The organism is Alteromonas infernus, assembly GCF_902705815.1.
The window spans coordinates 206513-219998 of the sequence record NZ_CACSIG010000003.1; the positions used below are offsets into that span (position 1 = coordinate 206513).

14 protein-coding genes and 1 pseudogene are annotated in these 13486 nt (G+C 42.6%); 8 read left to right on the forward strand and 7 right to left on the reverse strand.

Going from position 1 to position 13486, the window contains the following annotated elements; all coding sequences use genetic code 11:
- Position 1: 1 nt before the first annotated feature.
- Together rbbA and ACX5J7_RS01035 are read right to left on the reverse strand one after the other, a co-directional pair.
- A pseudogene (gene rbbA / locus ACX5J7_RS01030) lies at positions 2-2733 on the reverse strand (ribosome-associated ATPase/putative transporter RbbA).
- Positions 2733-3785: an HlyD family secretion protein gene (locus tag ACX5J7_RS01035; RefSeq protein ID WP_012516649.1), complete on the reverse strand. Its 1053-nt coding sequence runs from the start codon at positions 3783-3785 to the stop codon at positions 2733-2735. Before ACX5J7_RS01035 ends, rbbA begins: the two are co-directional and overlap by 1 nt.
- Positions 3786-4017: 232 nt before the next feature.
- On the opposite strand from ACX5J7_RS01035, the gene ACX5J7_RS01040 reads away from it, so the two are divergent.
- Together ACX5J7_RS01040 and ACX5J7_RS01045 are read left to right on the forward strand one after the other, a co-directional pair.
- Positions 4018-5433 (forward strand): class I SAM-dependent methyltransferase, encoded by a 1416-nt coding sequence (locus tag ACX5J7_RS01040; RefSeq protein WP_498705772.1) that lies wholly within the window; start codon positions 4018-4020, stop codon positions 5431-5433.
- Positions 5434-5511: 78 nt separating this feature from the next.
- A complete protein-coding gene (locus ACX5J7_RS01045; RefSeq protein ID WP_498705774.1) occupies positions 5512-5715 on the forward strand; it encodes a hypothetical protein in 204 nt (67 codons plus the stop codon).
- Positions 5716-6317: 602 nt separating this feature from the next.
- Here ACX5J7_RS01045 and ACX5J7_RS01050 read toward each other — a convergent pair.
- Complete coding sequence (locus ACX5J7_RS01050; RefSeq protein ID WP_498705775.1) at positions 6318-6872, reverse strand: hypothetical protein; 555 nt, start codon at positions 6870-6872, stop codon at positions 6318-6320.
- 971 nt (positions 6873-7843) lie between these two features.
- Here ACX5J7_RS01050 and ACX5J7_RS01055 point away from each other — a divergent pair.
- Both ACX5J7_RS01055 and ACX5J7_RS01060 read left to right on the forward strand, forming a co-directional pair.
- The gene (locus tag ACX5J7_RS01055; protein ID WP_498705776.1) at positions 7844-8212 is read left to right on the forward strand and encodes a DUF2442 domain-containing protein; all 369 of its coding nucleotides are present in this window, start codon (positions 7844-7846) and stop codon (positions 8210-8212) included.
- Between the two features lie 52 nt (positions 8213-8264).
- Positions 8265-8516, forward strand: a complete 252-nt coding sequence (locus ACX5J7_RS01060; protein WP_474372292.1) for a hypothetical protein — start codon at positions 8265-8267, stop codon at positions 8514-8516.
- 108 nt (positions 8517-8624) lie between these two features.
- On the opposite strand, the gene ACX5J7_RS01065 is transcribed toward ACX5J7_RS01060, so the two are convergent.
- From ACX5J7_RS01065 to ACX5J7_RS01080, 4 genes are all read right to left on the reverse strand, one after another.
- Positions 8625-8858 carry a hypothetical protein gene (locus ACX5J7_RS01065; RefSeq protein ID WP_333971141.1) on the reverse strand — a complete coding sequence of 78 codons (234 nt, stop codon included), beginning with the start codon at positions 8856-8858 and terminating at the stop codon, positions 8625-8627.
- 4 nt (positions 8859-8862) lie between these two features.
- Entirely contained in the window at positions 8863-9537 is a 675-nt protein-coding gene (locus ACX5J7_RS01070) for a hypothetical protein (RefSeq protein ID WP_498705777.1), read from the reverse strand.
- A 10-nt stretch (positions 9538-9547) separates the two neighbouring features.
- A complete protein-coding gene (locus tag ACX5J7_RS01075; protein ID WP_474372294.1) occupies positions 9548-10240 on the reverse strand; it encodes a hypothetical protein in 693 nt (230 codons plus the stop codon).
- Between the two features lie 102 nt (positions 10241-10342).
- Complete coding sequence (locus ACX5J7_RS01080; RefSeq protein WP_498705779.1) at positions 10343-10870, reverse strand: hypothetical protein; 528 nt, start codon at positions 10868-10870, stop codon at positions 10343-10345.
- Between the two features lie 278 nt (positions 10871-11148).
- On the opposite strand from ACX5J7_RS01080, the gene ACX5J7_RS01085 reads away from it, so the two are divergent.
- The 4 genes from ACX5J7_RS01085 to ACX5J7_RS01100 all read left to right on the forward strand — a co-directional run bounded on the left by ACX5J7_RS01085 (position 11149) and on the right by ACX5J7_RS01100 (position 13303).
- Positions 11149-11769 (forward strand): hypothetical protein, encoded by a 621-nt coding sequence (locus tag ACX5J7_RS01085; protein WP_498705780.1) that lies wholly within the window; start codon positions 11149-11151, stop codon positions 11767-11769.
- A 103-nt stretch (positions 11770-11872) separates the two neighbouring features.
- Positions 11873-12415 carry a restriction endonuclease gene (locus tag ACX5J7_RS01090; protein WP_474372297.1) on the forward strand — a complete coding sequence of 181 codons (543 nt, stop codon included), beginning with the start codon at positions 11873-11875 and terminating at the stop codon, positions 12413-12415.
- Positions 12412-12603 (forward strand): hypothetical protein, encoded by a 192-nt coding sequence (locus ACX5J7_RS01095; protein ID WP_498705782.1) that lies wholly within the window; start codon positions 12412-12414, stop codon positions 12601-12603. The genes ACX5J7_RS01090 and ACX5J7_RS01095 overlap by 4 nt, the downstream gene beginning before the upstream one ends.
- Before the next feature lie 289 nt (positions 12604-12892).
- The gene (locus ACX5J7_RS01100) at positions 12893-13303 is read left to right on the forward strand and encodes a hypothetical protein (protein WP_498705783.1); all 411 of its coding nucleotides are present in this window, start codon (positions 12893-12895) and stop codon (positions 13301-13303) included.
- The last annotated feature ends 183 nt before the right edge of the window (positions 13304-13486 follow it).

The following is a 13486-nucleotide window of genomic DNA, read 5'->3' on the forward strand; positions in this document are numbered from 1 at the left end:
TTCATCGCTCCTGCTTGCGTAACAAAACAGTGGCAAGCCACAGTGTAATTGGTATAGAAATAGCTATGGCAAACACAGCAAAATCAAGGGTTCCAAAACCTAACCCTTTGCTAAATATTCCCCTGCTAGCAGTTAAAAAATAACTAATAGGGTGAAGCTCTCCTATTACGCGCCCTGCCCCTTCTAAGGCAGAAACCGGCGTTATCATGCCCGCAAACTGAACGGCAGGTACCATAGTGCCAATAGTGGTAAGCAAAATAGCGGCAATTTGACTGTTAGTAAAAACCGAAGCCAACAAACCAAAGCTAGTGGAAAAAGTAACGAATAACAGCGTTATAAGGCATAGCACTATCACATCCCCTTTCAGTGGGATGTCGAAAAGCCACACCGCCATAGCAACCAACAGCAAGAAGCTAACAAACGAGGTAGCGATATAAGGAAGTTGCTTACCCAACAAAAACTCTATGCGTGTAACTGGTGTAACATATAAGTTGATTATCGAACCCAGCTCTTTTTCGCGCACTACCGCCAACGACGTTAAAAGCGCAGGTATCATCAACAACAGCATGGGCATTACCGCAGGTACAATGGCCACTAAGCTGCGAACATCTGGGTTATACAAATAGCGTGATTCCACATTAATACTGCTAGTCGACTGCACTTGGCTAGCTTGTGAGGCTTGCTGCAAAAGCCATTTCAGGTGAATACCTGTTACATAGCCCTGTATAGTTTCGGCTCTTGAAGGCATAGCCCCATCAATCCATGCCCCTATTTCCACTTGTTCGCCTTTATGCAGTTTTTGGCTAAATTCGGGAGGAATTTCCACAGCCAATGAAAGTTCTCCGCTTTTCATTCGCCTGTCCATATCGGCATAACTGGTAATAACTGGCTGTTCATTGAAATAGCGCGAGCCTGATAACGCATTGCGATAGTTAAGACTAGTGGAAGTTTGATCGCGGTCGAATACCGCATAGCTTAAGTCATCAACGTCCATAGTAATGCCATAGCCAATAACTACCATTAACACCATGCTGCCTAAGAACGACATGGTTAAGCGAATGGGGTCGCGGATAAGCTCAAGGGTTTCACGCGAGGCATAGCTTAACAATCGCCGTAAGCCTTTTGCACGTTTATTCGGTGGCGTGGCTTTATCTGCGCTAACACCTTCTGGTGCACTTTGCTCAGTGTTTTGTGTTTGGTTCTCAGGCGTTTGCGCTTCAACTAAATAATCGATAAACGCTTGCTCTAACGTATCGGCAGATTTAGACGCTTTTATGGCTTGCGGTGTATCGGTTACCAGCACTTCGCCTGCATGCATTAGGGAAATTCTATCGCAGCGTACTGCCTCGTTCATAAAGTGTGTAGAAATAAAAATGGTTACGCCGTCTTTTCGCGCCAGAGAAATAAGCAACTGCCAAAAGTTATCTCGGGCAACTGGATCGACGCCAGAAGTGGGTTCGTCGAGTATTAACACTTCAGGTCTATGCACCATGGCCACGGCCAAAGACAGACGCTGGCGAATACCTAAAGGAAGGTCGTTAGGCAAGCTGTGCTGGTGATGACTTAATGCAAAGCGGTTAAGCATTTCGTCAACGCGCGAATTTAATACGTTGCTTGCTACTTTGAAGAGCTTGGCATGAAGCGTAAGGTTTTGCCGAACGGTTAATTCGGTATACAAAGAAAAGCTTTGCGACATATAACCTACGCGGTAGCGGGTGTTAATATCGTTAGCAACAAGAGGGCTGCCCAGCAACCACGCCTCGCCAGAGGTTTGCGGCAGCAGGCCAGTAAGCATTTTCATGGTGGTAGACTTACCACAGCCATTCGACCCTAAAAACCCGAAAATCTCTCCTTTACCAATCGTGAAGCTAACGTTATTAACTGCCGTAAAATCGCCAAACTTCATAGTAAGTTTTTAGCTTCAATCGCGGTTTGCATATGCTCACTAGCCTTATAAGGCTGCACAACTACGCTGCGATGTTCATGCTTTGCGTCTGCCGGCAAAAGCGCAATAAATGCCGCTTCTAAATTGCTGGTTTGTGTTTCACTAAGCAGTGACTTCGGTGAGCCGCTCGCCAGTATCTCACCTGCATTTAACGCTATTAGATGATCGAACTGTTGGGCTTCATCCATATAGGCAGTCGCTACCAATACGGTAATATTTGGCTGGGTTTTGCGAATGTCTTTAATAAGCGACCAAAATTGACTTCGGGCAAGGGGGTCTACCCCTGTGGTGGGTTCGTCTAGAATAAGCAGGCGGGGATCGTGTATTAAGGCACAGCATAACCCCAGTTTTTGCTTCATACCACCCGACAACTTGCCGGCTGGGCGCGATAAAAATGGATAAAGTCCGGTTCGTTTGGTAAGGATATCTATTCGTGCACGACGCTGAGCACGATTGTGCCCAAAAAGTTTGGCAAAAAACTGTAAGTTTTCTTCTACAGACAGCGTGGGATATAAGTTTTTGCCTAAACCTTGTGGCATGTATGCAATATCAGAACATATCGCGGCGCGGTGTTTTTCATCACGCATATCGCCACCAAGAACCTGCAACTGCCCCTTTTGCATAACTCGCTCACCAGCAATAAGCGACAGCAACGTAGATTTGCCCACGCCATCAGGGCCAATTACGCCTACTGTTAGGCCCGCGGGAATAGAAAGCGCAAGATTGTGAATAGCTGTGGTGCTTTTGTAGCGAACCGTTAGCGAATTGCATTCAATAATGTTGCCCATTAGTCGACAAGCTCAGGTAGGTCGCTAGGCCATTCAGCGGTATCGTTTAGCTTTACCCATACTTCACCCGGCAACCCTGTTTTCACTTTTTCAATGTGCTGCTTTAATAAGTTTTCAGGAATTTGCGCTTTAACCCTAAACATAAGTTTTTCTCGCTCACTTTGGGTTTCAACCGACTTAGGAGTAAATTGCGCTACGTCGGCAACGTAAGAAATGGTGGCCGGAATAGCGATGTCGGGCGCGGCATCTAGCACAATAAGTGCTTCACCGCCCATAGTAAGCTTGCCCACCTGCGAAGCAGGCAAAAAGAATGTCATGTATACGTTTGTTAGGTCGACCAAACTAAGTACACGCCCACCTGCACTAACAACTTCGCCAGGCTCCACTACGCGGTATTGAATACGCCCATTACGTGGTGCTTTTAACACCATATCGTTAATTTCAGATTGGATTTGCGCAATAGTGGCATTGGCAGCGCTGACCGCTGCTTGTGCCGAGTAGTATTGCGCGCGCGAAGCTTCAATGGTGGCGTCAGCCGCTGTCAAACGAGCCTTAGCTGCATTTACCGCCGCCTTTGCGCTTTCAACATTGGTAAGGTTATCTTCTGCCAATTGTTTAGACACGGCGCCTGTTTTTGCCAATTCATTAGTACGGGCAGCATGAGCTTCAGCTGCTTTTAGCTCGGCTTTAGTTTGCAGCAGCGCGGCTTCAAGCGCTGACTTTTCACTTTGGCGCTGTGCAACAGCCATATTTGCAGCTTCTACCGCACTTTTGGCTTGCTGGTGCTGTGCCTTGGCCTGCTGAAGCTGGCTATTAATGGTGGTGGTATCAAGTTTGGCGACCACATCGCCCGCCGTTACTCTGTCTCCTTCGCTGACATAAATTTCTTCTACACGCCCTGCTACTTTTGCAGAAATGCCAATTTCAGTAGCTTCAATGCGGCCATTCCCTGACACCACATCGACATTTTCAGGGCCACTGAAAACAGTACTAAAAACCACAATTAAAAACACAACGAACATAATGGATAGAATAAACGGCGTTTTTTTCACAGTGACGCTCCCTGTGGTATTGAACAGCAGTGAATGGTACGGCCCCAAAGCCAAGAATTTACTGCTTTACTATACAAAACTGGGCGATTTAAACTTTGCGGTAAATCAAAATACGGGCTGTTTCTCTATTCGTACTTAAAATGGTTTCTCAAGAAATGAGGATTACTTGAGTTTGTTTTGCAAATGATTTAGAAGATAAGGTCTACAACGGAATTGCAACTAAGTTAACGGCTTGACTAAAAATATAACGTATTACTCAACTAACGCCTCTGCACTGGCTAATCAATATGACAACATCCCTTTTGAATCCGTGCATAAAGATTGGCTAAATGAAGTTCCCAAAGAAGGCATGGTACTGGACGTGGGCGCTGGCTCGGGACGTGACGCCCGTTATCTAGCCGCAAAGGGTTTAGGAGTGGTTGCAGTTGAACCCGCCAAAGGTATTCGAGAACTCGCGCAAGCCTATACTGTTTCGAATCCTATTCACTGGATATCAGACACATTACCTGAACTAACTGAAGTTTTTCGCTTACAGACGAAATTTGACCTAATCCTGCTAAGTGCAGTTTGGATGCACGTTGCACCGTCTTCGCGAGAGCGTGCTTTTAGAAAGCTATCTTCGCTACTAAAACCCAGCGGAAAGCTTGTCATATCCTTGCGCCATGGTAGTTGCGCTGACGAGCGCACCATGTACCCTGTTTCAACAGATGAATTGGCTAAGTTTGCTAGCCAATCAGGACTTACTTACCGACTGCTCACGCCAGAGAAGTCAAACGATGAGTTAGGTCGCGCAGATGTTCAATGGCAAACCGTTTTACTCACGCTACCCGATAACGGTACAGGCGCATTTCCGTTAATTAGAAACATCGTAATAAACGACAGTAAATCCTCCACGTACAAGGTAGCTCTGTTACGGACTCTTCTCAGGATAGCCGAGGGCCATCCGGGCGCGGTAATAGAACAAACTAATGATTACGTGGTTCTGCCTGTTGGCCTAGTGGCGCTTTATTGGTTGAAGCTCTATAAGCCGCTAATTGATAAGTTCGAGATGCAGCAAACCAGCAACTCTAGTAGAGGGTTGGGGTTTATTAAAACTGACGGCTGGCAGCAGATTACTGCCTTTTCTAGTAATGATTTTTATATTGGCGCGCACTATTCAGATAGTGCTACGGTGCAAGCGATTTACCGAACTCTAAAAGACATCGCTTCGACTGTAAAGAATATGCCTGCTAGATACATTACGTTACCTGGCACTGATAAAGGTGTTTTTCATGTCGAACTCGATCAAACTCGAAAACCTAAAACCGACCTTCTCTTAGACTTCGACTTTTTGTCTTCACTAGGTAAGTTCTATGTTCCTAATCATATTTGGGATTCATTAACGCAGTTTAGCGTATGGATAGAGCCGACATTGATCAACGAGTGGTCATCTTTAATGGCAGGTTATGGTTTAAACAAACAAAGGCCGTTTACTAAAGTCGATTATCTTAATGCACTTCGGTGGGAAGACCCAGAACGTTCCACTTCTAAAATTCGAAAACGAGTTAATGAGTTACTTACTAATGAAGGCGTTGCATGCTGCTGGTCTGGAAAGCGGCTAAAATTTTCTGGGTATGCTATCGATCATGCATTTCCTTTTGCGAGATGACCCAATAATGACCTTTGGAATTTGTTACCTACTAAATCGAGTGTAAACGCTAGCAAATCTGATAGGTTGCCTACAGGTTTGAAGCTTTCTAGTTCTCGTGAACTCATCGTTTCTTGGTGGAAACAGGGCTGGCAAAACAATCAAACTGAGTTTTTTAGCCAAGCCAATTTAGCCCTACCTAACCTTAAGCCAAATAACACAAACTTTGATGACGTATTTGAAGCGTTCGCGCTGCAACGTGACCGTATTAAAGCGTTGCAGCAGTTGGAGGATTGGCGATAAATCACACTTTCTCGCTTATTCACAACAATTATCAAAGCGGAAACTTCCAGATTAATAATTCTCAAGCGGAACGTTTAAAGTGAAAGGAGTTGTCATTAATGACAGCTGTACATGATGCTAACACGCCGGTGAATTAGCACTTTTTATCTACTAGTTATTGTTTCGTGTGGGGGAAAACTATGCGAGGGTTTAATGCTAATCTTAATCAATTTTTTAGCAATGTTTGGGTTTCAATTAGCTGCGCGGCTTTTACAACCTGGTTTTTTACTGGAGATAACGCCCAGCATGTTGGTAATTTACTTAAAACTGATTATGCAAGGTTAGTATTTTTGAGTGTTACAGTAGTTTTATTCGTATACTCGACAAAACTTTTTATTACTGCGGCAAAGAGAAGGGGCACCTGTTTTCTAAAAGCGGTTATCGATTTCTTTTCAGGGAAATAGTGCCTCGATCTACTTGAAAAGAAATAAAGTCAAAACGCCCCCCTATAAGTATTATTTGTAATAACGTTTGATGAGATATATTGAGCCAATTATCAAAATGGCTATTGGTAGCAAAAACATAATTTCAGATGGCATTTTATCTCCTTTTTAGTAATAAATTTAAATTAATGTCCAACCAGGATGCATTTCATCCAGATAGCATAATATTACAGTCTTGGAGCTTTCACTTAATTCGCTAGTTGATGATAATTTTTTTAATTGCTGCACATCACAGGTCGAAAGCCACTCCCAATATTTATCAGCAGCCTGCTCGTAACAGGTTTCATAACAACGTTCCGAATAAGCACAAATCCTGAAGCCTAGCCAAAAATTGAACACCATGACAATCATTACGAGTACAGCCATCGAGTAAGAAAAAGTTTCTGTACAGCTTCGATTAATCAGGGCAATGAAAACTAGGATTATTATTAATAGCAAAAATACTAATATTGGAACAAAAGCCCACCTTGCTTTTAACGGGTTACCGGTAAAATATGCTTCTAAATGAACAAGTTTAATATTTTGGTTTTTCCCGATCTTATAGGAGTCGCTAACTTGAAGTTTCTCTTGGTTATGCCGCAAGATCTCGTACCAAGCCATCGTTAAGAATAGTAAGATGGCAAAAGATAAAGAGGCAGGCATTAAAGCGTGAATCATACAATCCATATAAGCCATCGATACACTCTCGCTTTCTATGTTAGCTACACTAAATAGTTAGAACTCTTCTTTACACCACTCTATAAAACTAATTTTCCTGCACCTGATATCCTTCGTTATAATAAGAACTAGGGATACCAGTACGCAGCCAACTATCACTGCAAAAGACCAGCTGACAGCGCTGCTTAGTGATATTTTTCGACTCTCCAAGTTCAAAACTAAGCCAGTTGGAACAGCTGCAAAGCATATGATCGAAAAAACTCGAATAAAGCCCTGCGAAAATCTACTCAAACGTCTCGTTCTCTTATTAATATTAGTCAGCGCCCATATAGAAAGTACGTAATAAGCAATCAGACCAATCACAGTTCCCAAATACATATAACCTCCTTTTTGAAGTATCACGAATACACAACATCTGACAATCTGCAGCCAGCGAAACAAGGCTTTCCGGTTTTATCCCGCTCAGTTCCTTTGATTTCAATAACCAAGGGAAGTAACCTCTGAACTTATTTGTTTCGCTTTACATACCAGCACCCCAGAATCATTAGTCCTAGTGGGAGTAAAAATATTAATTCTTCCGGTAACATACTCTTCTTCTGCAACCTTTAACCTTCAGATGACCTACAGTATTAAACCCTACGAAAGAAGCAACAGGTTATATCGGAAAGTTCTGTTTAACGTCAGGTCAGTTTTTTTCATACAGAATCGTTCTAGTAGTTTTTAACTATTTTCAATACACAAAACAGCTTCAACGCTTCGTATTTTAGAAAGTTAGTGCGATTACTATTGCAACACTGCTTTTTCAAACCGACGGAATAACAAATATGAGAGTTAGTGAAAGAGGCTAGGTATGGACGTAATGTAATTATTTGCGCTTATAAGTACGGTCGTTACATTTTTAATTATATACATAGGTTTTTCATGGGTCTCTGGCCTTAGCAAACCTTCGAATAATAATAGGTAGTTATAAGTACTGGAGTTGAGGCTATATGGAAACTGTTTACATTATTACCTCCATATCATTGTTTGTTGTCGCCTGCGTGACGTTTACTGCACACCTATCCTATCGAGAATTTGAGGTGTCACGTAAGGGCAAAGCAAAGAACTCTCTCTTCATAAAGAGAGCTAACTACATCAGTGGTTATACAATTGAAATTTACTTCAGTGACGGTACTGTAAAACGAGTCGACTTCGAAAGATTTCTTAAATCAGCAAAACACCCCGTAACAAGAAGCTACCTCGATTTGAAGAAATTCCAGCAGTTCAGAGTAATCGAAGGAGAACTGGACTGGAATGACCTCGACCTATGCATCCCGTTACACCAGTTATACTCAGGAAAAGTGAAGCACAAAGAATAGATACCAGCTTCAAACCTGTAAGAGAATTTTAACCTAGAAAAAGGCTAACCCTATGACCACCGTCGTCCAGTTTCCGCGTTACAAGGAAGCAGACCAACTACTTGCCGAACATGAGTTGCCAGAAAAGATACCGAACCTTGAACTAAAACGGGATATCGCTGATGCAATTTCTTTATTCAGACGCAAACATGGCTTTTTTCCTAAGAAAGCTTTTCTGCCCATGCTTAAACTACTCGAAGAGCATTGGGCGCCCAGCGACATACTATTTGCACTGGACCCCGCTTTTTTCGAACGCCCCATTTAAAATGGTTTAACACCAACACCGGTATACTGCTCCCAACGTTTGTTGATAATGCGTAAAACCATTTATTTCAATGAGTAAAAATCAAAGAAATAGGTATACACACTTTTTTCACTCAATTTCCAATACACCGGCATCTATATAAAGCTGTATATCTGCGTTACTGGCTGACACCCAGTCTTTAATATTATCCTCGGACAGCCCTACTCCACAGTGCTTACAAGGAATAAAGTCACAATGTTGATAGTCAGGAAGAGCGACTGTTTCCTTGCTACAGGATGGACAGCTAAGCAACGCAATCAAAGTGTCCGAATTTAACTCAGCTAATTTGTCATCAAATATCATGTTATCACCAGTTATCATCAAAAGAGCTAAAGCTGTCTGAACTATCGAACGAATCAAAAGTGTCAGTGGTATCAAAAGAATCAATCGAACCGGCATCATCAAACGTATCATGGGAAACACTTTCGCTCGCATTGTCATGCCCATAAGTATTGCCAGCAGCATCAAAGCCCCCGCTCATCGGTAGCCCGGTTGCCGGATTAAACGTTAGATCCTCTGACACGCTGCTATCAGTAGATCCAGCGCTTCCAAATGGATTACCGGCGCTATCGACGCCGCCGAACATTGGTAACCCGGTAGCTGGGTTTATACTTGTATCATCGTCGAAGAAGGATGCATTCCTGTCAGCATGGTCGTCAGATGCCAAGGCTGTGGCTGCGGTAACTAAACCGATACCTGCGGCTGTATTTGCTATTCCCTCTTTTTCCGAATCAAGGGTATATTTTGGCTTATAGACTGGAAGTGATGGCTTTACGTGCCCACGATTATCAGTAAAAAATCCTTTTTCATTTCTTTTCGCACCTCTGTAATCATCATTTGAGTCGGCATTGTTTACTCCAAAGTAAATAATGGCGACCGGTATTCCCAGAAGAGCAAGCATTCCCAGCGGAACGTTACCATTACTAAAACTGAGAATAGATATAAGTACTAGAGAAAATTTCGTTATAGTTGCTTTTAACATTTTAGTGTCCTTACTTTACTGTGTACTTTGGAGCTGAGAAATAAAATTTGTTTTTTACACGCTTACCGCGTTCGTTTAGAACCGGCTGCGGGACAAGTTGCTCTGAGATCTCGGACGGCAAAAGATTACTAATCGCAGCTTTAAACTGTGTTTTATCTTTACTTTCTGTCAACCCGCCAAGGTACCCGCCGAGACCAGACAAGTGACCATTTTCTATTCGCGTGGCCAACTCCTCTTCGTTCTCTCCCAGAAGTGTTCGCATAGCTGCGGGCGGTAATTCGGCTTTGAAGAAGTGATATGCCTCAATAGCAGAACCAAATACCGGTAAAACTCGACCGACTAATAAAGACGCGTAACAGGTGGCCTTAAGCAGCCCAAGTTCGTCAGAGGGAAATCTGGCTGCTGTACCATTAAGCTTCAGCCACGCCCAAAGGTAAGTCGCCTCTCTTACTTTAAGTGGCACTGACAAAACTTTGCTGACGTCATCGGTTGAAAAATCGACTCTGAATTTTTTGCGTGTTGTTGAACTTGCTTGGTTTGTCGACAGGTGAATGGTTATTTCAGTAAGAGTTACTGCATTCTGATTGTCACTGCTTTTATTATCAGGACCGCAAGACCAGTTCAGGTAGGCATTAAGGGGACCCAACATCAGTGCGTTGTGACTATCCATTTCATAAGATGTAAGTTGTTGTGAGCCTTGCATATTTCCTCCTGTTTTCGAAAGGCTCACAAGGTTTATAAGGTTTTAAAAACGAAAAGCAAACACTTTTTTTATTTTTTTAAAAATATTTTCGGCGTTGGTTTGTTACCTCTCGCTTTTATCAAGAACCTTAAACAGCATGTTGTCGATAATACTAAGTGGGTCGACCTCTTTAGTTTTACCATCTCGCTCTACCACTACAGATGTACGGTGGTAGACGGCTGCAGCGATAACTTCCCGTGAAGCCATTACGCACGAAAGTTCAGCTATATAGTTTAAAAATTCGTCAATATTCTTGTTTTGGTCTGGAGCTGGCGTAATTAGGTCGCAATAAGATTTCACCGGTACAATAGAAAACTCTACCGGTGTTCCTGGCGGCAGCGGGCTGTCCAGATAATAGCCAATGTATCTGGAACAAGGCAGACTGATTAACCGAATCCCGTCTTGATCAACCCTGCATGAAAATGAATGCAAGTAGGACTCGCTGCTATCTTTATGAATTTTAGGTTTTTGAGTGGCGCGAGATTGCTCAAGGTCATACATATCCGTTTTCATTTGATTAGCGCAGGAAATAGGCCGATGACTAGTCATCGGGTTAATGTTGTTCCAGTTAATCTTTTCATTTAAGTGCATTTCTAGCACATTGTTCAATTTTCCGGTTGGTACAGGGGTAGATTGCAAGACCCAGTATAAAAAGAGCAAACAGCACCAGCAGTGCCCAAGTAAAAGGTGTCATTCTCTTTCTCTAAGATATGGCTAAGTCTATATAGCGTATAGCTCAATATAACGCCCGTTACCAATCGGAACTTTCTGATTAATCCGGCGACTCTTTATGTCACGGTAAACCATTAATAATTCTTAGTATAAAGCTGCTAACATTGACTGATGACTAGTCATAGGAACAGCAAACAATGGATACACCTTCTCGCAAAGAGCAGTTACGTATAGCAAAAAGAAAACAACGGGCAGCTGTAAAAGATAGTAAGAAGCAAATAGCGCTACACTTGAGTAATGAAGCTTACGCTAGGTTGAAAGAACTCAGTGATGATACATCTACTTACGCAGAAGTCTTGGAGCGCTTACTTCTTAGTGAGTCAAAAGACGGTACGAAAGAAGTAGAAAATAAAGATAGTGCCAATGTAAACCATACAAACTCTCTGAAGGAGCTCATAACGGAGCATCAGGGTAAAATTTTAATGGACGTAACTCGCAACGATCTAAAACCATACTTAACAGATAGCGAATTTGGTTCCCTTTGTCTTCTTGTATATTCAGATGAGCCGATATTCGGAGGTCTAAGCAGACATATAAGTCAGGAATGGCATAACTACCACCGCCAGTTCTTCAACTATCTAGATATGTTTTTCCACAACGTATACTTCGAGTCTCTCATGTATATAGCAAAACGATTTCCTGACATTATTCAGTTCGACGAAGAAGCACTTTTCAGTTTGCTAGAAAGTGAAGCCGATACATTTATTAATATTCTTGATAAAAAATGGGCATCGTGGGCGAGTCTGCCACTAGAGTAAAAACTCAAAGAAATGATGAAGCTTGCAATCGGAATTTTCCAGTTTAGGACTTTAGACCTTCGCTCATTAAAGTAAATGGCTCATACAAAGAGGACATTGAAAAATGAAAGAAGTTATCCAACAAACAGAAACAAAAGATAAACCCGAATATTCATCTTTCACTCGGGCCTGCTACCCGCTGATGAATCTCTGCAAAAGGTATCATTCCCAACGAGTCAGTAGGGCCGAGCTAATGGAGTTTGCTGCATGGGTAGAAGGGCTGGGGCAATTGAGGTTCCGTGACGAGGTTGTACTTTTTCTGAGCGAGCTTGGCTATCAGCTGGAAGCCTCATCCGACAACCACACTGACATTAACGCCGTTCGGGATGGCGAGAAAATTTATATTCGTGTTATTCAAGATGCTGAAAGCGTGCTCCTCGAAGAGGACGGCCCTGACGAAACCTTTGTAGCAGATTTTGGACGAACAGTTGCTGACTCAGAAGCGACTGTCGGTATTCTAGTATCTGTCAGTAGAATTACTCTTTCGGCACGAGCATTTACGCTCCGTCATAATCTTTTCAGCTTATGTCTGTACGACCTGTATAAGTGCTTCTATGCAAATCGGGAAAAGTACGACGAAAAGATGATTGAGCAGCTTTGCGCATGAAGAAATTTATTCTGACAATTTGCCTCATCTTTATTGTGATCTTTGTTGCTGTCGGTTTCCCTGAGCAGAAGTTCACACTGACGGTTCTGAGCACACTCGCTGTCGCGCTAAGGGCGTCTTATCTGCTGGCGAAAAACTATATTCAAAAGCAGTTTTCGAACCTAGATGAAAGAGAGCAGGATATATGAATGTGGAATTACTCTGGCTAATACCGGCTTTGCTTATGACGCTGGCTATCATCTACGTCATAAGGCGCAAAAAGTAAGAAGCTGACGATTAGGTAGTGATGTAGGTCTGTATTCAGATGGCTATTACTACTGCTTTGATAAATCGTAATTATTGCCATAAAGCGGCATCAAATTGAATAATGAACTGTAATGGACTAATAGCAGGTAAATAGCATGCCAAAAACTTTTCTAGTTTTAATCATTTCACTTTTGCTTATGTGTATTCTGCTTTTAAGAACTGCATTTTTAATTGAAAGATAATAGTAAACTGTTAGCAGAGTTTTCACTCGAAAAAATCGCTGAATATGCAGAGAGTCTAGCAGACTTTGACCGCGATTACTTAACTCTAAATATAAGAAAATGCAGTCAAAGTGCAGCGTATGATGTCTTCTACAACCAACTACACTTCAGAAAATTTAACAGAGAGTCCGAATTAATCATCTCAGAAGCAGATAAAATACAGAAAAAATGTCTGCGTAATTACGTTCTAAATGCCCCTACCTCTCAGGAAGCTCACTCTCGAAATGCAAAGCTAGCGCAACATGCGCTTGCCCCTTACAGCACTGACGAGATGAGTCGGATGTTCTATGACGCTGTTACTGATAACTACGCAAACACTTCAGACACCTTAAATGCCGAAGATAAGCCCGAATTCAGATAATAAGTGCACCACTCATGGTTAAACGGTGAGGAGAGATCAACTGCCTGTTGGTGGTACTCTGTAATCGCCAAAAAACAAGAGTAGTTACCATGAGTTACAAGCAGTTGATCGAGGGACAACGATACCAGATCGAGGCCTACTTACGCGAGGGTTTCAGTTATCGGAAGATCGGAAAGCGTCTGA

Coding starts and splice junctions, on each gene's coding strand:
- ACX5J7_RS01050 (WP_498705775.1), bottom strand. CDS start 6,872: ATGGCTTATATGGATTGTATGATTCACGCTTTAATGCCTGCCTCTTTA.
- ACX5J7_RS01055 (WP_498705776.1), top strand. CDS start 7,844: ATGGAAACTGTTTACATTATTACCTCCATATCATTGTTTGTTGTCGCC.
- ACX5J7_RS01060 (WP_474372292.1), top strand. CDS start 8,265: ATGACCACCGTCGTCCAGTTTCCGCGTTACAAGGAAGCAGACCAACTA.
- ACX5J7_RS01065 (WP_333971141.1), bottom strand. CDS start 8,858: ATGATATTTGATGACAAATTAGCTGAGTTAAATTCGGACACTTTGATT.
- ACX5J7_RS01070 (WP_498705777.1), bottom strand. CDS start 9,537: ATGTTAAAAGCAACTATAACGAAATTTTCTCTAGTACTTATATCTATT.
- ACX5J7_RS01075 (WP_474372294.1), bottom strand. CDS start 10,240: ATGCAAGGCTCACAACAACTTACATCTTATGAAATGGATAGTCACAAC.
- ACX5J7_RS01080 (WP_498705779.1), bottom strand. CDS start 10,870: ATGCACTTAAATGAAAAGATTAACTGGAACAACATTAACCCGATGACT.
- ACX5J7_RS01085 (WP_498705780.1), top strand. CDS start 11,149: ATGGATACACCTTCTCGCAAAGAGCAGTTACGTATAGCAAAAAGAAAA.
- ACX5J7_RS01090 (WP_474372297.1), top strand. CDS start 11,873: ATGAAAGAAGTTATCCAACAAACAGAAACAAAAGATAAACCCGAATAT.
- ACX5J7_RS01095 (WP_498705782.1), top strand. CDS start 12,412: ATGAAGAAATTTATTCTGACAATTTGCCTCATCTTTATTGTGATCTTT.